16 protein-coding genes are annotated in these 20,606 nt (G+C 34.3%); 8 read left to right on the top strand and 8 right to left on the bottom strand.

The genetic code is table 11. The annotated features are described in order from the left end of the window. Positions 1–31: 31 nt before the first annotated feature. From STA7437_RS03775 to STA7437_RS03740, 8 genes are read right to left on the bottom strand one after another with little or no spacing between them, the layout of a single operon-like run. Entirely contained in the window at positions 32–748 is a 717-nt protein-coding gene (locus STA7437_RS03775) for an FkbM family methyltransferase (protein ID WP_015192047.1), read from the bottom strand. Positions 749–794: 46 nt separating this feature from the next. Then, the gene (locus STA7437_RS03770; protein WP_015192046.1) at positions 795–2,207 is read right to left on the bottom strand and encodes an O-antigen ligase family protein; all 1,413 of its coding nucleotides are present in this window, start codon (positions 2,205–2,207) and stop codon (positions 795–797) included. Further along, entirely contained in the window at positions 2,204–3,328 is a 1,125-nt protein-coding gene (locus STA7437_RS03765; protein WP_015192045.1) for a glycosyltransferase family 4 protein, read from the bottom strand. The genes STA7437_RS03770 and STA7437_RS03765 overlap by 4 nt, the downstream gene beginning before the upstream one ends. 37 nt (positions 3,329–3,365) lie before the next feature. Beyond that, positions 3,366–4,208, bottom strand: a complete 843-nt coding sequence (locus STA7437_RS03760) for a class I SAM-dependent methyltransferase (RefSeq protein ID WP_015192044.1) — start codon at positions 4,206–4,208, stop codon at positions 3,366–3,368. A 26-nt stretch (positions 4,209–4,234) separates the two neighbouring features. Further along, entirely contained in the window at positions 4,235–6,085 is a 1,851-nt protein-coding gene (gene hepA, locus STA7437_RS03755) for a heterocyst formation ABC transporter subunit HepA (protein ID WP_015192043.1), read from the bottom strand. A gap of 4 nt (positions 6,086–6,089) precedes the next feature. After that, a complete protein-coding gene (gene hepC / locus STA7437_RS03750; RefSeq protein ID WP_015192042.1) occupies positions 6,090–7,019 on the bottom strand; it encodes a heterocyst development glycosyltransferase HepC in 930 nt (309 codons plus the stop codon). Between the two features lie 10 nt (positions 7,020–7,029). Next, positions 7,030–9,264 (bottom strand): GumC family protein, encoded by a 2,235-nt coding sequence (locus STA7437_RS03745; RefSeq protein ID WP_015192041.1) that lies wholly within the window; start codon positions 9,262–9,264, stop codon positions 7,030–7,032. Next, positions 9,265–10,416 (bottom strand): glycosyltransferase, encoded by a 1,152-nt coding sequence (locus STA7437_RS03740; protein ID WP_015192040.1) that lies wholly within the window; start codon positions 10,414–10,416, stop codon positions 9,265–9,267. A gap of 439 nt (positions 10,417–10,855) precedes the next feature. Here STA7437_RS03740 and STA7437_RS03735 point away from each other — a divergent pair, with 439 nt between their 5' ends. The 8 genes from STA7437_RS03735 (at position 10,856) to STA7437_RS03705 (ending at position 20,599) form a co-directional block, all read left to right on the top strand. Continuing rightward, entirely contained in the window at positions 10,856–12,208 is a 1,353-nt protein-coding gene (locus STA7437_RS03735; RefSeq protein WP_015192039.1) for an NB-ARC domain-containing protein, read from the top strand. After that, a complete protein-coding gene (locus STA7437_RS03730) occupies positions 12,205–13,359 on the top strand; it encodes a glycosyltransferase (protein WP_015192038.1) in 1,155 nt (384 codons plus the stop codon). The genes STA7437_RS03735 and STA7437_RS03730 overlap by 4 nt, the downstream gene beginning before the upstream one ends. Positions 13,360–13,612: 253 nt before the next feature. Further along, positions 13,613–13,894 (top strand): PqqD family protein, encoded by a 282-nt coding sequence (locus STA7437_RS03725; RefSeq protein ID WP_015192037.1) that lies wholly within the window; start codon positions 13,613–13,615, stop codon positions 13,892–13,894. An 80-nt stretch (positions 13,895–13,974) separates the two neighbouring features. Then, the gene (locus STA7437_RS03720) at positions 13,975–15,948 is read left to right on the top strand and encodes a lasso peptide isopeptide bond-forming cyclase (RefSeq protein WP_015192036.1); all 1,974 of its coding nucleotides are present in this window, start codon (positions 13,975–13,977) and stop codon (positions 15,946–15,948) included. Between the two features lie 172 nt (positions 15,949–16,120). Continuing rightward, the gene (locus STA7437_RS26090) at positions 16,121–16,261 is read left to right on the top strand and encodes a hypothetical protein (protein ID WP_015192035.1); all 141 of its coding nucleotides are present in this window, start codon (positions 16,121–16,123) and stop codon (positions 16,259–16,261) included. Between the two features lie 262 nt (positions 16,262–16,523). After that, positions 16,524–17,456 (top strand): Hpr(Ser) kinase/phosphatase, encoded by a 933-nt coding sequence (locus STA7437_RS03715; RefSeq protein ID WP_015192034.1) that lies wholly within the window; start codon positions 16,524–16,526, stop codon positions 17,454–17,456. Between the two features lie 32 nt (positions 17,457–17,488). Further along, entirely contained in the window at positions 17,489–18,766 is a 1,278-nt protein-coding gene (locus tag STA7437_RS03710; RefSeq protein ID WP_015192033.1) for a Kelch repeat-containing protein, read from the top strand. Between the two features lie 15 nt (positions 18,767–18,781). Beyond that, the gene (locus STA7437_RS03705) at positions 18,782–20,599 is read left to right on the top strand and encodes an ABC transporter ATP-binding protein (protein ID WP_015192032.1); all 1,818 of its coding nucleotides are present in this window, start codon (positions 18,782–18,784) and stop codon (positions 20,597–20,599) included. Positions 20,600–20,606 lie beyond the last annotated feature (7 nt).

Here is a 20,606-nt window from a genome sequence, read left to right as displayed (position 1 = left end):
GATGAGCTATAAATTGTTTCTACTTAATAAATTACCTATTTGATTTAAATAATCTTTTAAAAATCCTGATAACCCCTTCTCTATTTTTAAGAATATATTTGGTAAATAAAAAATCAAAAAATGAAAATTTACACAATTTCCGATTAATGAACAAAAAATCTTCTTTGGTACGCAAAGAGAAATTAATTGGATAAAATCCCAAAACAGATAACCTTTTAATTATAAGATTAACTTCTTTTTCTATTGGAAATACAAAATCATGAAACTCAATTGTTATTTGTTTAATTTTTTTTAAACTTTCATCACTAATCGAATTAAATAAATCTATTTCAGCACCTTCAATGTCAACCTTTAGTAAATCAATGTATTTTATATTGTATTTTTTAATAAAATTCTCAAAGGTTATTCCTTGCACAACAATAGTTTGAGTATTATTTGATGAAAATTTGCTGATATGATTAGCTTCAAGATTATCACTTATGTTAAAACTAACAGGTTCATCACTAATTGAAATTGCATAATTAAATTTTTTAATTAATTCAGTTTCTTTGATTTTTTTAAATAAATCTGGAAAAGCCTCTACAGCAAAACACTTACATTTAAATTTCTTACTTACTTGTTCAGAAAATTGTCCTAGATGACTACCTAAATCAATTATATTAGAATTTTCATTAATAAACCTAGTATAAAAATGATGACCTCTAATAGAAACTAGTTCTTTTTTTTGATTAGTGTTTATAAAAACCATTAATTTTACCTATTTGTAAATTTTTAATATTAAAAAATCAATTGAGCTATGTATTTTTTAAATAAAATTTATTTCCTGCCATATTCAATCCTATAAAACCCCACAATAACAATCCGGAAACTGATATCATTCCGCTAGAGATAATTAACATGATTAAATAGCTTAATATTAAAGCTTTTGAAGCAGAGAGAAAAGAATCAAAATTCAGTTGAGAAAACTTGAATAAATTGGCAATCATCAAAATAAGACCGCCTAAGTAAGGAATAGCTCCAACCCATCCTAAGGTTGAGAAAAGATCTAAAACTCCACTATCAATTACGGTAACTGATAATCCATTTTTACTTTCATTAAATGACCAAGTGTGACCTAATCCTGTACCTTGAAATTGTGAAAGAGAGGCTTGAAGATTTTCCTCATATCTATTTTGTCTTGCTCTAAAACTATTGTCTTTTTTAATGTTGGTTAAAGTTTGAACGCGATCGCTAATCTTACTAGCAAATGGTTCGACAGTTGCTAAAGGTAGTACACAAAGACCTAAAATTAGTATTGTGGAAATTATTTGTAACTGAAGTTTGCTTTTAAGAGAGGGAATAAAAAGTAACATTGCTAATATTGAACCTCCCCAAGCAGAACGAACTAAAGTTAGTAAAAACGTTAAAATTCCTACAATTGCAGCAGGAATTCGTAAAGGTTTTTTATGGGTAAATAAAAGTATTAAGCCAGCTTGCATGACTACAGCAAATGGACCTGGTGAATGCATCGTACTCCAAACTCTAATTCCCAAAGGTTCGGGAGAACCAGAACTAGTAAACATTCCAGATTCGTTAAGCCAAAATCTATCCCATTCCGGAGCAATCAAATATTGAATAACACCGTAAGCCCCCATAATTAAAACTCCCCAAAGAAAAGTAGATTGTATTATTTCTCGATGACGTAGATAGTCGCGCCAGTTAATCCATAAGTGAAAAGCAAATACTATGGGGGAAAACCAATCTAAAAAACTACGTGCTACGGCAAAAACTTGATTATTAACTAAGCCAATTAATGTTCCATAACCGATGGCAGCAAGTACTAAAATAAATGGCAATCCGCCACGACTGTAGGTTCTGGGAAGATATTTGAATAAGGTAATTGTTGTAATCATGGTCACTAAGTATGGTGCGACCAAAATTAGACGACTCGGATCCCAACCACTACGATAGTCAATTAGCCGACTGATAAGAGGGGTTAAAAACCAAAGCCACCAAGTAAAGCCAATGTAGATAATTGGATATTGAAAATATAAAAATAATCCTACACATAAAGATGCTACAGGGAAAATCAAGCGCAGAATATTACCCGCACCTAGCAAAATACCCAAAATAGTAAACAGAGTTAAGCCTCCAATAGCAATTCGGACTGGCTTCGCTATCTGAAAAGAAAAGGGGATATTTTTAGGAACAACGGTGCTGATTTTCATGAGGCAATCAACTCCTCAAACAAATGTAAATATCTTTCTGCTTTACTTTCCCAGCTATGTTGTTCTGCTATGGCTCTACCTGCTTTACCCATTTGCTCTCTTAAATTGCGATCGCTTGTTAATCTTTCTAAAGCTTTTGATAGTTCAGAAACATCTTCCGTTGAATTTAAAAGTATTCCACACTCAGATGTTATAACTTCAGAACCGCCCGTTATTTTAGCAGTAATTACAGGAAGACCACTAGCAATTGCTTCTAGCAAGACTAAGGTGCAAGCTTCATAACGAGAGGGAAATACAAACATATCTACTGTTTGCATTATCTGTGCCACATCAACGCGATAGCCTAAAAAATGAACTCTCTGGCTTATACCTAAATCTTCTGCCATTTTGGGATAGGGGCTGTTTTGGACGTTACCCAATACCGCCAAATGTAAATTAGGCAATTCCACTAAAGCTTTAAGAACAGTATCTAAGTTTTTGCGATTAGTGCGAATATCACCTGCAAACATTGCCAAAGTTACGTTTTCAGGAAGAACGATTTTTTGCCGTTTAACATACCCTGGAGAAAATTCTTCTAAATCGACACCATTAAAAATTACTTGAATTTTTTCGGAAGGTACACCAATTTCGATTAGTTCATCTTTAACCTTTTTTGATACAGCTACAACTAATTTAGCGATAGCAAAAGACCGTTTTTCCCAATAAGAATTTAAAAATGTATAAAACCATTGATAAAATCCATATAAATTCTTACGCTGCTTAGAAATATGAAATGGTGATTGTAACCAAGAACTATGAACAAAATGAGCTATATTAATATCTGCGGGAAAGCTATTAATCGCACCATTTATTACAACAATATCTAGATTTTTACGATAAGTTTTCAACCATTTAGTACTTTGCCAAGAAAAAGCAAGATTTCGTAGAAATACTGAAGGAAAAATTTTAACAGGAATATAGACCCACTCGACTAAAGGATGATTTTGTAGTTTACTATCTATCTGAGTAGCTATAAGAGTGACTTGATAACCATTCCGGATAGCTGCCGAAGCAATTTCATAATTAACTCTACCTTGACCATCGCCTTTAATTAATTTATGTGTAACAATACAAATTTTCATAAATCTATAACAAGTATCATCATGAGCAAAAACTAGATTAGATACTTGCCGAGTTGGTTAGGATAAAACACATTCCCCGAGCAAGCTTTTTCTTTATTAATAAAGGCAAAAAATTAATAATTTTTTCTATATTTTCAACAATAAAATAAGGTGTTATAGATAATATTTGTTCTGTTTTTAAGCAACCTCTAGTAAAAAAATTATTAATTAAATAGAATTCTTTCACCGTTAAATTTGATTTTTTCGCTAACATTTCTACTTCGTCGATGTGTAGTAAAAATATATGTCCATCTCCGTCAGGCTTAAACTGTTCGGATTCAAATTTACTTGGCTCTGGGAAGTCTGAAAATTTTGGTAGTTGGTTTCGTATATATTCACCATTTGGAGTTGTCATAATTATATGACCTCCAGGTTTAAGATATTTTGACACTTGCTCTAAAAACTTATCTGGATAAGCAACGTGTTCGATTACCTCTGCAATAAGAATTAAATCAAAATTTGGCTCTAAATCAAGCTCAAATATATTTCCAGGCAGATAATTAATCTTACCTTTTTCATATTTTAATTTGACATAATCTACAAGTTCTTCGCGTAAATCATTCCAAGTAACTTCGTAACCTAATTCTGCCAAAACTAAACTAAAATTACCTCCTCCAGCAGCTAAATCTAAAATTTTACCTCCAGGGTTTACACATTTTTGAATTAAATTAACAGTTTGCTGAAAACGATTAGCGTAAGCATACGTATAACCTCTATTTTTTAAATTGAGTTTTTTAAAATCAATAATATTTTTTTGACAATTATAAATATCATTGAGGTCGTGTATATAAGCTTGTTTCCAACTTGGATGCCAATTTTTATTCAAGAAAATACTTTTCATTCTCTGTTCTTTCTTGTAATTTTTTTTTAGTTAGTAAGCTGGTGTTGCATTTGATGATATTTCCAAAGCGCAGCTTTTCTTGCCAATAAATTTTGATAACTTCCCTGTTCTATAATTCTTCCTTCTTCAAGCACTACAATTTTATCTGCCTTAGCAATAGTAGATAGACGATGAGCGATCGCGATTACGGTTCTTCCTTGAGTTAGCTTTTCTAAAGACTCTTGGATCAACTTTTCCGTAACTGAATCTAACGCACTGGTGGCTTCATCTAAGATTAAAATGTCTGGATTACGCAGTAAGGCACGAGCGATCGCAATTCTTTGTTTTTGTCCACCAGATAAACGTACTCCTCTGTCTCCCAAAACAGTATCTAAACCATCTGGTAGTTCTTTGATAAATTCAACTGCGTGAGCTAATTTGGCTGCTTGCCAAATATCTTCTTCACTAAGTTTTTCTAAACCATAGGCAATATTATCTCTAACCGAAGCATTAAAAATAAAAGTGTCTTGACTGACAATTGCCATTTTGCGACGAACCGAAGCAATATCAAAATCTTTTAAATTCTTGCCATCTAATAAAATCGAACCTTCTGTTGGGTCATAAAAACGGATAATCAGATCTACCAAAGTACTTTTACCAGCACCCGAGCCACCTACTATTGCTGTAACTTTACCTTTTTCAATGGTGATCTTGATATTTTTTAAAACAAAATTGTTAAATTCATAACCAAAATTTACTAATAAAAAACTTATTCCTTGTTTTAATCCCTTAAATTGTAGAGTGCCATTGTCTAAATAAGGTTTATTTTTAGTTTTAAGCAGTTCTTGGATATTATTAACTGAACCTTGAAAACGACCTAGATACTCTCTGATTGTGTTTACCTGAGATACCAATGGCATCATCCGAAACAGGACAAACATAAAAGTCAGTAGCGATGAAGTTTGTAAGTTTCCCTTTGAGATAAAAAGATTAAATGCCACGATAACCATGACAATCAAAATAGTGCTAGCCGTTCCTTCTGCTAAGGGTTGAACCAAAGCGGAAATACCCGCGACCCGCTCTTCAGCACGAATTATGTCTTGACTGGCTTGATAAAATCTTTTTCTTTCAAAGTCTTCTGTCGCCGAACCCTTTACGGTGCGAATTCCGTTAATAAATTGGATCCCAATCGAAGCTAATTGACCGTTTGCTTGTGGTATGCTAAAGCTTGCTTGGCGGACGCGACGAATAAGTGTTGATAAACCTACTGATAGCAGCGTGTAAAGTGACAATGCAGCTAAAGAAAGTTGCCAAGATAGCCAAAACATGGAGATTATATATGCTACTAAAGTAGAGCCTCTAGTAATTAAGCCAGAAAATACATCAAAAGCTTGTTTTAGTTGATTAATTTCTGTAGTCAGGCTATTGATTAAATCTCCCGAACGACTGGTTGTATAGTAGCTAAGACTCAAACTCTGAAACTGCTCGAATAAACGTTTCCGAAGACGATCGCATAAGTTAGATTGAGCCAGTCTAGAATAATAAAGTCCTAAGTAATTTAAAAGCGATCGCAACCAAATCGCTACTAAAATAAAAGCAGACAGGCGATAAATTCGCGCTTCTGGAGATGCTTTTGTTGCTAAGAGATTAATATCTAACCATTGAATCCCAGTTTCTAGAGGTGGTTTTTCAGGAGTAGTCAATACCTGTAAAAAAGAGGCAATTAAACCAACCGTCGTTCCTTCAAAAAGAGCAGCCAGTAAAGTACAGGTTAAGGCAATAATCGCGATCGTACGAAAGTACTTAAACTCTCTGAGAATAATCTTGTTATCTTGCCAAAAACTTGTAGTTTTGAGCAATTTACCGATGTAAGTGGAGATTTTAAGACGAACGAGCATAGTATTAATAAGCACCAAAACCAGAAATAACTTTAGGAATTGTCAGCATTAAGATTTTGAGGTCTCCAATTAACGACCAACTATGTAAATATTCAAGATCGCATTTAGTGACGGCATTCAAATCCAACAATTGAGAACGAGACTTGACTTGCCAAGCACCAGTAATTCCAGGCAAAGCATTCAATCTTTTCTTGTCTGCTTCTCTTAGCCGAAGCGCGTCATACAAAGCCCAAGGACGAGGACCAACTAAACTCATTTCTCCCCGTAATACGTTAAATAGCTGAGGTAACTCATCGAGACTATATTTACGCAACCACTTACCAAGAGGAGTAATTCTAGGGTCTTTTTCTAACTTGTGTAAGCCATCGAGATCGCCCATAACCTGATGATGTTGCTGTTCGGCATCTACCTTCATAGTGCGAAATTTATAAATTTGGAATAGTTGACCTCTTTTGCCCACGCGCCATTGACGAAATAAAATCTTTCCAGGACTAGAAAGCTTCACTAAGAATGCGATCGCTAACATTAGTGGACTTAGCAACAACAGTAATATAGCAGCACTAACCCAATCAAAAATTCTTTTAATCTGCCAACAAACTTGGGTGTAGCGATTTAGAATTTGATAACTAGAATTAATACGTAAAAACACCTTTTTCTTAGCTTTTCGACAAGTATCTGCCCATACTCGGATTGCTTTCTCTTCCAAACTATAGTCCAGACAAACCGTTTTTACCCAAGAATTATTCAGACAGTCTTGTAGCCATTGCTGACGTGTTAAAGCAGGAATTGGCTTAAAATCGTCTGAAACTTTAGTTACCCAGAGAATTTTCTTGCGCCATTTTAGACGACAGGCAGGTATAAATTTCTCGGTTTGGGGATTGTCGAGGTCTAAAGTTAAGACTTTGGAGGTAGTAAGTAAGATATTTGCAGTCATGAATAAGTAATCAAATTGGTTGGCTTAATAAATATTGAGGTTGCTTTTGATATCGCATGGTTACATCTTGAGAATTATTGACAACTATTCCCAGTACTTTAGAATTAGAATTACAAAGTAAATTGGTAGCCTCAATTAATTCGGTTGCTTTAACTTGATTGAGACGACTTACTATCATCGTTCCCCCACAATAACCAGAGATTTTAATCGCATCGACCATTCCCAGGACTGGAGGCGTATCGATTAAGATCAAGTCATAATTAGCTTGTAACTGATCGATTGACTGTTTAAATTTAGGAGAACTAAGAAATTTAACAGGGTCTGTAATTCTAGAACCACAGGTTACTAGATCGATATTTTCTCCCGCCAAGGTAACTTGTTGAATATTAAGACTAGCAGTAGTTCCCTGTAATAAATCGCTCAAGCCAGAATTATTTTCCACTCCTAATTTTTCATGCAAACTTGGACAACGTAAGTCAGCATCAATAACCAAAACACGCTTTTGATGACGGGCAATACTGAAAGCCAATCCCAAAACTAAAGTCGATTTACCTTCTCCTGCTACGGCACTAGTTAGTAATAAAGATTTAAAGGCAAAACCAGAGCCAAGTCTTTGCAAGTTTTCATAAATCAAATCTAAAGACTCACGAAAAGGTTGCCAGTTGATAATTTCTTGTACAGAAGACTCTTTAGGGGACAGAAAAGGCAGTTTTACGACAAATTGATCATGCTTAGCTAAAGGTAATCCAGGAGTACTACCTAATAGTGGTAAAGCAATTTTTTCTTGAATTTGTCGGGAATTATAAAGTTGCTCGTCTAAAGACTCTTTAATAAAAGCCGTAGTTCCTCCCAGAAAAGAAGCTACTACTAAACTAAGCAAAATATCCTTAGTAGTATTGGGAGCAATTTGTACACCCAGTTGAGGCGATTCAATAACTTGCCAATTGTAAGCCCCTCGACTCAGTGCGATTTCTAGTTCTTGTTTGGCTGCTAGTAGTCTTTGTAAAGCATTTTTTTTGAGATTTGCTTCCTGAGTTAAACTATCATAGCGAGCAATGAGAGCGGGAAATTGAGTTAATTTTTCTCTAAGCTCTGATTCAGTTTGAGCTAAGCTTCTATCTCGCTCTTCAAGTCCCTTTAAGTCAGCTTGCGACTGAGTAATTGTTTCGATAAAATTGGTTTTGCTGTTGACTAATTCTCCTTGTCTCAATAAAGATTGTAATTGCACTGCAAAGTTAGGTGGCACTGCTCCTAAAATTTTTTTTACTTCTTGTAGTAATAATGTTGTTTGAGTATTTTTTTGTGCTAATAAATCTTTAACTACGGGATTATCATCTGTAAAACGTGCCTGTTTGTCTGCCAATTCAATCTCAATTTGCTGTAACTTATTGAGTAAACTTTGATATTGGGATGATTGGTTGAGGCGAGTCATAGCGACTGAATTTTCGGCTGATAAACCTAATTCCTGTTGTAATTGACGATAATTTCCTTGAGTTTGCTTTTGTTCTGCTTTGAGAGTCGCTCTTTCCTGTTGAATATTATTCAAAACTGCTTTAATCGACTCAGATTCTCCTTGGGGTGAAACTAAATTGTTTTCTGACCGCAGTTGAGTTAGTTTAGCTTCGATCGCAGCTACCTCTTGTTGGGCTGCGGGAATTTGTTTGGCAATAAAAGCCAATCCATCACGCAGACGCTTTTCTTGTTGCTCGACGTTGTATTCGATGTAAACTTGCTCAATTGCTTCTAATATTTTTTTGCTATCGTTATAATCTTGGCTAACGTAGGCTACTTCTATAATTTTTGTTTCAGTTCCTTTGTTATCCTCACTTTCATCGATAACCTGGTAGACACTAAGAGAGCTTTTTAATTGTTCAACAATTTCAGCAATTTCAGCATCCGAACCTTCAACACCTAATTTTTTAACTACTTTTTTTAATAAATAAGAGCTACGCATCAACTTCAGTTGAGTTGGATAATCGATCTCGATACTCGAATCGGCAAATTCTTCCTCTAAATATTGATTATTATCGTTACCTCTTGTACTATCTTTAGTCTGATAATTAGACTCGATTAAAAGTTGCATCTGACTCATGTAGAGGGGTTGTTTCATCAAAGCCAAAGGAATTGCTACTGCCAAAACTCCCAAAAACACGCCTCCTATCCAAAAACGCCTGCGCCATAAAATTCCTAAAAGCTGCCCATAGCCTAAATCACTGCTATTTTCTTCCCATTCAATCTGCTTCATCTAATTCGCCTCCACTAAAACATTTTTTGTGATTAAATCTCTGTTAAGAGCTAAATTGTCCACCATCGATTTACCACAAAATTCTTCCAGAGTTTTTTGGACTTGAGCGAAAAATACTGCTTCCGAAAAATTGTTGACTGCATGAGCGCGAATTTGGCGATAATTCCATTTTTGCTTTTCTGAGAGTAATAAAGCTGATTGCAAAGCTTCTGGTGATTGATGTTTGAATAAAATTCCCGTTTTTCCTGAAATTTGAGTATCAAGAATTCCTCCCGCTCCATAGCCAATTACTGGAGTACCGCTAGCATTAGCTTCAATTGGAACTAATCCATAATCTTCTAATGCCGTAATCACAACAGCTTTGGCTTTTGCCATTAAATGAGTACGCCATTGATCGTCTACATATCCTAAAAATTTGATATTACTTAATGCTTTTTCTTCTAAACGTTTGCGCTCTGGACCATCACCAATAATTACTAAGGGTAGCCCTAACCAGTTAAAAGCTTCGATCGCGATATCTAAACGCTTATAACTAATCATACGGGAAGAAATCAAATAAAAATCTTCTTTTTGGTCTGAAAATATAAATTTATTGGTGTCAATAGGATAATTAATTACTAAAGACTTCCGACGATAAATTTTTTCGATACGGCAAGCAACAGTCGAAGAATTGGCTATATACAAATCTGGCTCTTGAGCATAGATAAAATCTGCTTGGCGCATCAATCCTAATATTGGTTTGATTAATAAAGAATATTTTCTAAAACTGTTATATTCTTCCAAATAAGTGCGAGTATTCCACAAAAAACGAGTTACATTATGACAAAAACATATATGCATTGCACCAGGTTTAGTTTTTACTGCTTTAGCAAAACTAGACGTACTGCTGATAATTAGATCGTATTCACGAAGGTCTAAAAGTCTAAAAGCGGGATAATACAACGGGGCAAACAGACGAAAATTCCTTTTCGTACCCGGAAGCTTTTGTAAAAATGTCGTATGAGGCAAGCGGTTCGTTAAATCGATGGTGTTAACTGAATCGTAGAGTGAAGTATAAATATCCGCGCTATGGAAAAATTTACATAGTAGAGCAAAAACTCTTTCTGCTCCTCCTTTTTGAGTTAAATAGTCATGTACCAGGGCTATTCTCATAATTTATTACTATATGACCTTGGCGCATTGATAGTTTTTTGACAATTCTTAAACAATGCTTAGTTTAAAAATTTCAACTAAATGCTAGTTTTAATCTCGTGTTTTCTTTTGGCTTGATCGCTCAAGTCAAGAAAACAAAACTTTGGTATGTTGTGTTGCGATAATTATATGTACTTGAGACTAACAAGTAACAGGTTGATCTAGTAACTCAAAAGAAATTATAAAGTGACCTAAAATCTGAAATTATTTGAAATAATTCATCTAACTTCAAGATTTTTTAGTGTATTATTTTCTATGACTTTGTAATACGTACGTATAAGCTAGAAAAATACTCGTTTCTATATGAGTAGCACTTGGATTTATTTTTTGTAACTTTTATTACTTTTAGCTATCAATATTTTTTTAATCAAATTTAAAAACTTGGCAATTAAGATTGAGCATGATAAATAATTCTTATAGTTTTGAAAGTATTATTTTTATAATCGATGAAGTGATTCGTCCTTCTTACTTAAATAAAATACAAGAAATCATTCTTAAACAAGTTTGGGAAGGAAAAACGTACTCTGAGATTGCTAATATCTATAACTATGATACCGAGTATATCAAAACAAAAGGTTGTGAACTCTGGAAACTGCTATCAAAATCTTTTGGAACACAGATTAATAAAAGCAATTTTGTTCCTTTTATGAGAAGTCAAATTAACTCTCTAAATAGCAGTCTTGATAAATATCAAAAACGAGAAACAACTATAACAAGTAACAGCAAGCAAGAGTATATTCATTGGACTACTGCCCCTGAGATCACAAATTTCCAAGGTAGGCAAATGGAGCTAACTCAATTACATAATTGGAGTCAAGAACCTTGTTGTCGTGCCGTTATCATTTCAGGAATGGTTGGTTGTGGTAAAACTGCTTTGGCTATCAAGTTTGGTAAGCAAATAAGCGAGCAATTTGACTATGTAATTTGGTTTTCTCTAACTGAATCTCTTTCTGTCAAAGAATTGTTAAAAAGCTATCTACAAATTTTTGCCTCTTCAGTAGATCAAAGTTTAGTGGATGATTATGAGCATATTAACAGTCTATTGACAAAATTTGTCGAACATCTGCGGACTTATCGTTGTCTTTTAATTATCGATGATCTTGACTCAATTCTTGAAAGCGATTCTACAACTATTTTTTATCGTCAAAATTCTGAAGAGTACGCTCAGTTACTTCGTTGTCTAGTTGCAACTCATCATCAAAGTTTATCAATTTTTACAAGTAGTATCAAGCCTAAAATCTTTGAATACTACGACAATGAACGAGTTTTTTTTATGCATTTGCAAGGTTTAAATCAATCTAGCCTTGAGTTGGTTTATCGAAATCGATTAAAAAACAATAATTTAACTGAATTACAGTGGCACAGCTTAATCAAATATTGTCAGTATAATCCGCAAATTATCAATATTTTTGTTAGCAATATCAACAATATTTTAGAAGAAGACTTTAATTGTATTCTTCAAGAAATATCACTCTTAAAAGAAGTTACTAAAATTCTAGAACAAGAATTAAACAATTTATCAAAATTAGAAAAAGAAATGTTGTATTGGCTTGCCATTAATAGTGGTTACACTAAAAATGAGCTATTAGAGCGACAATTTTCTCATTTTAGACCTAAATCTAAGTTACACGAAAGCTTTGATTTTCTTAGAGAGCGAGGATTGATTTATAAAAAAGATAATAATTATATTTTGCAACCTTTAATGAAAAATTATATGCAAAAAAAACTAATCGAAATAATTATTCAAGAATGAAACAACCCAAAATTCTTTTTGTCGACCATACTGCTACTTTAGGAGGTGCCGAACTAAGTTTAATTGATTTAGCCTTTGCCTACCGTCGCTCAAGCCAAGTATTATTATTTACCGATGGAATTTTGCGTCCCCGTCTTGAAAATTTAGGTGTCACAGTTAAACTTGTTGAAGCTTCCCAACAAATTCTCGGACTTCGTACTTCGGGAGGACTAAAGGCTCTAAAGACAATACCAGAATTATGGCGAATAGCTCGACAAGTAGCAACTGAAGCAAAAGGATTTGATTTAATTCATGCCAACTCCCAAAAAGCCTTTATTGTTGCTGCACTAGCAACTCTACAAGGTAGTCCTCCTGTAGTTTGGCATTTAAGAGATATTATTACTGCCAAACATTTTAGTCGACTCAATCGTCGTATTGCTGTAACTTTAGCTAATCAATTTGCTACTAAAGTATTAGTTAATTCTCAAGCTACAGGTAAAGCTTTTATCGCTGCTGGAGGTAAAGCAAGTCTAGTCAGCGTTGTATATAATGGCTTTGATTCAGCATCCTTCGATTGCGTATCAACACAAGCAATTCAGCAAATACGAGATTCTTTAGCAATCGGCAATAAAATTTTAGTGGGATTATTTAGCCGGCTTTCTTACTGGAAAGGACAACATATTCTGTTACTTGCGATTAAACAACTACCTCAAGTCCACGTTATCTTAGTAGGAGATGCTTTATTTGGTGAAGAAGAATATGTTTCTTATCTCAAGACTCTAGCCAACGAACCAGAACTGAAAGAAAGAGTTCATTGGTTAGGTTTTCGTGATGACATTCCAACCTTAATGAAAGCTTGCGATATTATAGCTCATACTTCCACCGAACCAGAACCATTTGGCAGAGTAATCGTCGAAGGACAATTGGCGCAAAAACCAGTCATTGCTTCGGCTGCGGGAGGAGCATTAGAGTTAATCGAAGATGGCAAAACAGGTTTGTTATTTCCTCTTGGAGATCAGATTGCTCTCCAACAGCAAATTCAAAAATTAATTGACGATTCTGCTTTTGCTGATAAGATAGCACACCATGGTTATATTAGTGCCAAAACTAACTTTTCTTTAGAAACAATTTTAAATAGCTTTGATCGAGCTATCAAAACGATCGATACTTAATCTATATAAACAATATTTTAGACAAAAATAATCATAAATTAGCTAAGCAATACTCGCTTAAACTCTCAAAGTTACTTTCCAATAACTTTTTTACTACTTTAAAACTATAGATGCAACTGCTATTATCCTTACAAAGTAAATTGTTTGCAAGAAATATCTTCAGTTACTGTAAGTTCTAAATTTAACTCTACGAAAAAAAAATAGAGTTTACCTAAATTAATATACTCATTCGATAATTTAAAGAACAAAAAATATGCTGCAACAAGTTTTAGTGAGTTATCAAGTTTCTTCCGAGCAACTCCATTCAGAGGTAGGCTCTGAAGCCGTAATTTTAGACCTCAAATCAGGAGTATATTTTGGTTTGAATGAAACTGGTAATCAAATTTGGCAATGGTTACAAGAACCTAAAACCGAGTCAGAAATTATCGACTTAGTTTTAGCAGAATATGACGTAACTCCAGAGCAAGGAGCTATTGATGTCAAAAATCTATTACAGGAAATGCTTGAAGCAGGAATCATCGAGATAGCTAAATAGGAAAAAACAGCTATTTCTACTTAAATTATTCCAAGATTATTATCGATAAATTTTAAGTCAAGCTATAGATATATTTTACTATGAGCGCGATCGCGGGTATCTTTTATATAGATAAAAAGCCAGTAGAGCGAAACCATTTAACAAAAATGCTTGACATACTGGCACACCGAGGCTCAGATGGAGCAAATATTTGGTCTGAAGATAATGTCGGTTTTATTCATCGGATGCTTTGGACTACTCCAGAATCTTTATTGGAAAGTTTGCCTCTAGAAAAAAATAATTTAGTAATTACTGCCGATGCTCGCATTGATAATCGAGATGAACTAATTTCAGCTTTAGAATTAAATCATTTACCGAAAGAAAAAATTACCGATAGCGGTCTTATTTTAGCTGCTTATCAAACCTGGGGTGAACAATGTCCAGAAAAATTGATTGGTGATTTTGCTTTTGCCATCTGGGATAAACAAAAACAGCAACTTTTCTGTGCTAGAGATCATTTTGGCATAAAACCACTGTATTACCATTCCTCAGATTCTATTTTTGTATTTGCTAGTGAAATTAAAGCAATTTTTTGTTTATCAGAAATACCACAGGTAATTAATGAAGAAAGGATCGGAGATTATTTAATCGGTAATTTTGACGATCTCGCCATAACTTCATATCAAAATATATTTAGACTTCCTCCTGCCAGTTTTATGACTGTTACTTCTGAAGGAATCAATATAAATTCTTATTGGAGTCTCGATGTTACTAAAGAGACTCGTTTTGATTCAAATGAAGAATATGCTGCTAAGTTTTTAGAGATATTTACCGAAGCAGTAAGATGTCGTCTTCGCAGTTGCTCAAATGTCGGTTCGATGCTCAGTGGAGGACTCGATTCTTCTTCAATTACTTGCGTAGCGAGAAAATTATTACCAGAAGAACAACAACTACCTACTTTTTCAGCTATTTTTGATCGCATTAAGGAATGTGACGAACGCCAGTACATTAATACAGTTTTAAAAAAAGGTAATTATCAACCTCATTATCTCAATGCAGATCTTCGCACCCCTTTGACTGATATCAATAAAATTTTTGAACATGAAGACGAAGCTTTTTTTGCCCCTGGATTTGCCATGATGACTTGGGGGATTTGCGAACTAGCTCGCGATAAGGGAGTAAATATAATTCTTGACGGTTACGATGGAGATAGCACAGTATGCCACGGTTCTGGATATTTGCACGAATTAGCTAAGGAGGGATATTGGTTAAGATTATGGCAAGAGATTCGAGGAGTAGCCAAAGTATACAATGAATCAGCCTGGCAAGGATTTTGGAATTACTTTTATACCTACACTCTGAGTCGAAGTAAGCCAATAAAACTTTGGCGAAAAATTAAGGGGAAATTAAGAAAAACATTCAGTATCCAGAAAGATTTGCCACAGTCGATTTATAGTAGTTTTAATCTAGATTTTGTTAGGCGCATCGATCTAAAACAGCGAGAGCAAAAACTGGAAGAAATTGAAAATAGTTCTAATCAAACTTGTCAAGCTGAACATTACCGAATTCTTACTCAAGGGATTCATGCTTTTGGTTTAGAAATATTTGATAAGGCTGCTGCTGCTTTTTCCCTTGAACTGCGTTATCCCTTTTGGGATAAACGCTTAGTTGAGTTTTGTTTTTCCCTGCCTCCAGAACAAAAACTATCTCAAGGCTGGAGTCGTATAATAATGCGCCGTGCTATGGAAAATATTTTGCCATCAGAAGTTCAGTGGCGTACTAGCAAAATGGATTTTACACCCAATCTAGTTTATGGTTTGCTAAATCAAGAAAAACGAACTTTGAAGCAACTAATTTTTCACAATTATCAAATCTTAAGTAACTATATCAATACTGAGATTTTACAAAGTATCTATGATGATCAGGTTTCATCGGAAAAATCTAAACCCGACCTTAAAGATATTCGGTTCATTTGGAGAGCTACTTCTTTGGGTTTGTGGCTTAATTTCGTGGCTGATAACAATGGTAATTTTTCAACCATAGAGCAAAAAGAATCTTTACAGCAAATAGGCTAATGAAAAATCATTAACCAAACAAGTTCTTTGTCCTGGGAGACAAGACAATGTAATTACTGTATTTTGTCTTCCAGCACAGCGAACCTGGTAATTACCCAAATACTGTTATTGATTTAGGTAAATATTAGCAAGCTGTAAACTAAACACAACTAACTAAAAAACGCAAAAAATCATGAGCAAAAAAGCATACACTCAACCTCAACTATCCGTTCACGGTAACGTTGAAACTTTAACTCAAAAAACTAAAGTAGGAACAAAGCTAGATGCTAGTTTTGAAGCAGGTACTCCTCTGACTGAACTTACTATTTCCTAGTTTAGTTTTAAGCTCAAGTAAGTTAGTAAATTAACAGGGATGGCTCAAAAATATATAAACAAATATTTTTAGTAACGTTAGTATCTTTGGGTTAAATCGCGACTAAAAGACAGCTAGTGTTTTAGCCAAGATAACTAGGTTTCTAAAGTCTAGTTATCCCTCCCTGTTAACTCCATACTTAGTATTTCTAAGTATAGTTCTTATTTAATAAATATTTAGATATATCTAAATTTACTACTAGTCAAAATAATCAAAAGTATTGATGTATAAATACATGGCATATGGTTTGGGTATTCAATCGGCAATGCCTTTACCAGAATTACCAATTTCCAAAACTGCTCCAACTGAAATTACAATCGATTGCCAATCAATTGATTGGCAACCGCCACAATGCGCTGAAACACCTCGTTATTGGCACATAGAGGGTGAATCAGCTTATTTTTACTGGAAATACGGCGGTAAGTTTTTAGTCAAAGGGGGAAGAAAAATTGTTGTTGATCCTATCCCCAACCTAGAAGAAGACTATATAATCCGTCAGCCTATTTTAGGTCCTTTATTAGGAATGATTCTTCATCAACGTAACTACTTAATTCTTCATGCTAGCGGAGTTAAAATTGGCGATCGCGCTTGTTTATTTTTGGGTGTCAAAGGACAAGGCAAATCGACAATGGCAGCCACTTTATATGGACGGGGACATCAAATGATGGTAGATGATGTTGCTGCGGTCTCTTTTGATAATAGTGGCAATCCCATCTTACTTCCTGGGTTTCCTCAGATCAAATTATGGCCTGATTCTGTTAAATCGGCTTTAGGAGATACTCCTGAAAGCTTTAGCAAAATACATCCTTTGGTTGAAAAACGCGCTCGTCCTACATTTGACGGTTTTTTCTCAAAACCTTTATCCTTGCACCGCATCTATATTTTACAGATAGGTTCTAATCTGGGTATTAAACAGTTAAATCCTCAAGAAGCAATCAAAGAGTTAATCGGTAATTCTTATATTGCTATGACTTTAGGAGATAAGTTTTCTCAGCTTAATAATGTTGCTCAACATTTTTGCCAAAGCGCAAGTCTCGTCAACAAAGTAAAAATTTGCAGCTTAGAAAGACCGCGATCGCTAGATTTACTTCCTGAAGTAGCACGTTTAGTAGAAGCAGATCTCAATCAAGAACCTTTTTTAACAATGGCTAGTTAGTAATATTAGCTCTAAAGGACAAAAATAAGTAAATGATAAGGCAGAAGTACAGACAAAAAATCTTATTATCTGTATTGCTGTTTTCGCTCACAATACTAATTTTAACCTGCGAAACTTTAAGCCGAGAACATTATAATCATCATGCCGTAGTTAGATTGGGAAATCCATCATTAAATGATGGTAAGGTAGACCGCGCTCTTAACGTTTGGGATTTGCAAGTTTTTGACGGCAAAATATATATTGCTGGTGGAAGTACTGTTAATAATGCAGGACCGATAAATGTCTGGGCATATAATCCTGCAACTCAAAGTTTTATAAAAGAATATACAGTTAACGAAGAAGCGATCGAACATTATAAAGTGTTTGATAATCAGCTTTATATACCAGCAGCAGATCCGCGAGGTAATGATGCCAATAAATTTTATTGTAAAGCAAGCGATGGACAATGGACTAAATATGCTTCTAATGCTGTGAAGTTAGCACACGTTCGCGATTTAATCGAAACTAAAAGTGGTGATTTACTGTTAGTTGGTAATAATCGTAATCCTAATAATATAAATCAAGATGCTCCTGGAACGGCAATTACTACAGATAATGGTGCTTCTTTTCAAGGAGCAGGAGTAAATAATTCTCCCTCTATAAATAATGTAGTTTTAGCTGATTATAATTGGTTTTTTTCAGTTTTTTCCTATCAAAATAAAATTTATGCTCCTACTTCGATGTTAAAAGATGCTTGGAACTCACCAGGTACTATTGCTGTATATGAACTTCAAGAAAAAAGTTTTATTTTAGCTCCCCAATTAGATAATAGTGAGTTTATACCTCAAAAACAGATCAAAGAAAACAAGGGTAAATATGGATTTGAAACTATTTATCGAATTTGGCATCCAGTAGAATTTAATCATAGTTTAATTTATTCTGTACGTTCTTATTCTAATAGCAGTAATAAGCAAAAATACGAAGAAAATTACATGAATTCTTTGGGAATGTATCTAAAAAAAGGTATGGGAAAAACTCCTGAAGTAGTCCATTTACCTCACCATGCTATAGGGGAAGATATTTTAGTTATTAATAACGAATTATATGTTTTAGCTAATAGAAAAATCTTTTGCGATCGCTTTATAATTTATATATATAAAACTAGCAATCTTAGTAACAAAAGAGGATGGCAAAAAGTCTTGAGTTTTAAAAGTAGTAACAAAGCTCGTTCTTTTGAATATTTAAATGGAAAATTTTATTTTGGTTTAGGACAAGATTACGGCGAGCCGATTAATAATTCAGGAGAAATTTTAAGCTACACACCTACCTAAACAAAGTGATCAATAATGAAAGCGGGAAAAATAATCAAAAGTAAAATTAAACAAGCTACACGCTTTATACCTGCACTAGGTTTGGTTTGGCAAAGTAGCCCTGGTTGGACGATCGCACGAATCATTTTAGTCTCAATCCAAGGTATATTACCTTTAGCTGCCATTTATCTTGCTAAATTAATTATCGATACAGTAACTAGCAATTTACGAGCAGCTAATCCTAGCGCAGCTTTTGATCAAATTTTACCGTTGTTAATTATCGCTGGCATAGTCACCATTATTATCAGTTTGTGTCAGTCTCTAACCGAATTAGTCAATACGGCTCATTCACAGAAAGTGACTGATTATATGCAGGGAATTATCCATGCTAAATCAATTGAAGCAGATTTAGAATACTATGAAAACGCCAAGTATCACGATGCTCTACAAAGAGCGCAGCAAGAAGCACCTTATCGACCGCCCCAGATTCTCAATCGTTTAGCTGAAGCTGGTCAGAATGGAATTTCTTTAGTGGCAATGATAGGATTATTACTCTCTCTACACTGGGGAATTATTGGAATTCTTTTAGTCGCTGCTATTCCTGCTGTTTTAGTGCGGATGAAATATTCTCGCGTTATGTATTATTGGCAACGCAGACGTACTCAATTAGAGCGACAATCAATGTATTTAGGTTGGATGATTACAGCAGATCAATATGCTAAAGAAATTCGTTTATTTGACTTAGGTTCTTGGTTTAGTAAAGAATATTTAAAGATTAGAAATAAACTTTATCAAGAAAGATTGAGTATCGCAACTAAACGTTCAATTGCTTATTTTTTAGCTCAAGCTACTGCTGGGATTTTTGTTTTTGGTGTTTTTGCTTTTATTATTTACCAAACTATTCAGGGAATATTACTTTTAGGAGATTTAGTACTTTATTATCAAGCGCTGCAAAGAGGTCAACAGAATCTTAAAGCTCTGTTAACCAGTCTGTCAGGACTTTATGAAGATAACTTATTTCTAGCAAATTTGTATGAATTCTTAGATTTAAAACCCAAAATTGTTGAACCTGAATATCCAAAACTACTGCCTCAACCAATCACAAAAGGCATTATTTTTGATAATGTCAGTTTTCAATATACTGATTCTGCACGTCAGGCATTAAAAAATATTAATCTCACGATTAAACCTGGAGAAACGATCGCTTTAGTAGGGGAAAATGGTTCAGGTAAAACTACCCTAATTAAATTATTATGTCGGTTATACGATCCTACATCAGGGAATATTACAATCGATGGTGTCGATCTTCGCGATTTTAAAATAGCCGATCTGCGTAAACAAATCGGCGTAATATTTCAAGATTATGCTAAATATCATTTTACGGCAGCAGAAAATATTCGCCTTGGTAATATTGATATTTTACCAGGCGATCATCAAATCAGGTCTGCTGCTTGTCGTTCTGGCGCAGATGATGTTATTCAAAGACTACCTCAAAAATACGATACTATTTTAGGCAAATTATTTGCTCAAGGAGAAGAATTAAGTATCGGTCAATGGCAAAAAGTAGCTTTAGCTAGGGCATTTTTGAGAGACTCTCAAGTAATTGTTTTAGACGAACCTACTAGCGCAATGGATCCAAAAGCGGAATATGAAGTATTTAGTAGATTCCGTGAATTAATTAAAGACCAAGCTGCAATTCTAATTACTCATCGTCTATCTACAGTCCGAATGGCAGATCGAATTTATGTCATGGAGCAAGGTTCAATTGTCGAGAGTGGTACTCACAGCGAGTTAATCAAACAACAAGGAAAATACGCTTATTTATTTGAAACTCAAGCACAGAATTATCGTTAATCAAAAT

The sequence above is a fragment of the Stanieria cyanosphaera PCC 7437 genome, from assembly GCF_000317575.1.
Taxonomy (GTDB): domain Bacteria; phylum Cyanobacteriota; class Cyanobacteriia; order Cyanobacteriales; family Xenococcaceae; genus Stanieria; species Stanieria cyanosphaera.
Note: the sequence above shows the minus strand (reverse complement) of the source record. Positions and strands in the feature narration are given on the sequence as shown.

Coding starts and splice junctions, on each gene's coding strand:
- STA7437_RS03775 (WP_015192047.1), bottom strand. CDS start 748: ATGGTTTTTATAAACACTAATCAAAAAAAAGAACTAGTTTCTATTAGA.
- STA7437_RS03770 (WP_015192046.1), bottom strand. CDS start 2,207: ATGAAAATCAGCACCGTTGTTCCTAAAAATATCCCCTTTTCTTTTCAG.
- STA7437_RS03765 (WP_015192045.1), bottom strand. CDS start 3,328: ATGAAAATTTGTATTGTTACACATAAATTAATTAAAGGCGATGGTCAA.
- STA7437_RS03760 (WP_015192044.1), bottom strand. CDS start 4,208: ATGAAAAGTATTTTCTTGAATAAAAATTGGCATCCAAGTTGGAAACAA.
- hepA (WP_015192043.1), bottom strand. CDS start 6,085: ATGCTCGTTCGTCTTAAAATCTCCACTTACATCGGTAAATTGCTCAAA.
- hepC (WP_015192042.1), bottom strand. CDS start 7,019: ATGACTGCAAATATCTTACTTACTACCTCCAAAGTCTTAACTTTAGAC.
- STA7437_RS03745 (WP_015192041.1), bottom strand. CDS start 9,264: ATGAAGCAGATTGAATGGGAAGAAAATAGCAGTGATTTAGGCTATGGG.
- STA7437_RS03740 (WP_015192040.1), bottom strand. CDS start 10,416: ATGAGAATAGCCCTGGTACATGACTATTTAACTCAAAAAGGAGGAGCA.
- STA7437_RS03735 (WP_015192039.1), top strand. CDS start 10,856: ATGATAAATAATTCTTATAGTTTTGAAAGTATTATTTTTATAATCGAT.
- STA7437_RS03730 (WP_015192038.1), top strand. CDS start 12,205: ATGAAACAACCCAAAATTCTTTTTGTCGACCATACTGCTACTTTAGGA.
- STA7437_RS03725 (WP_015192037.1), top strand. CDS start 13,613: ATGCTGCAACAAGTTTTAGTGAGTTATCAAGTTTCTTCCGAGCAACTC.
- STA7437_RS03720 (WP_015192036.1), top strand. CDS start 13,975: ATGAGCGCGATCGCGGGTATCTTTTATATAGATAAAAAGCCAGTAGAG.
- STA7437_RS26090 (WP_015192035.1), top strand. CDS start 16,121: ATGAGCAAAAAAGCATACACTCAACCTCAACTATCCGTTCACGGTAAC.
- STA7437_RS03715 (WP_015192034.1), top strand. CDS start 16,524: ATGTATAAATACATGGCATATGGTTTGGGTATTCAATCGGCAATGCCT.
- STA7437_RS03710 (WP_015192033.1), top strand. CDS start 17,489: ATGATAAGGCAGAAGTACAGACAAAAAATCTTATTATCTGTATTGCTG.
- STA7437_RS03705 (WP_015192032.1), top strand. CDS start 18,782: ATGAAAGCGGGAAAAATAATCAAAAGTAAAATTAAACAAGCTACACGC.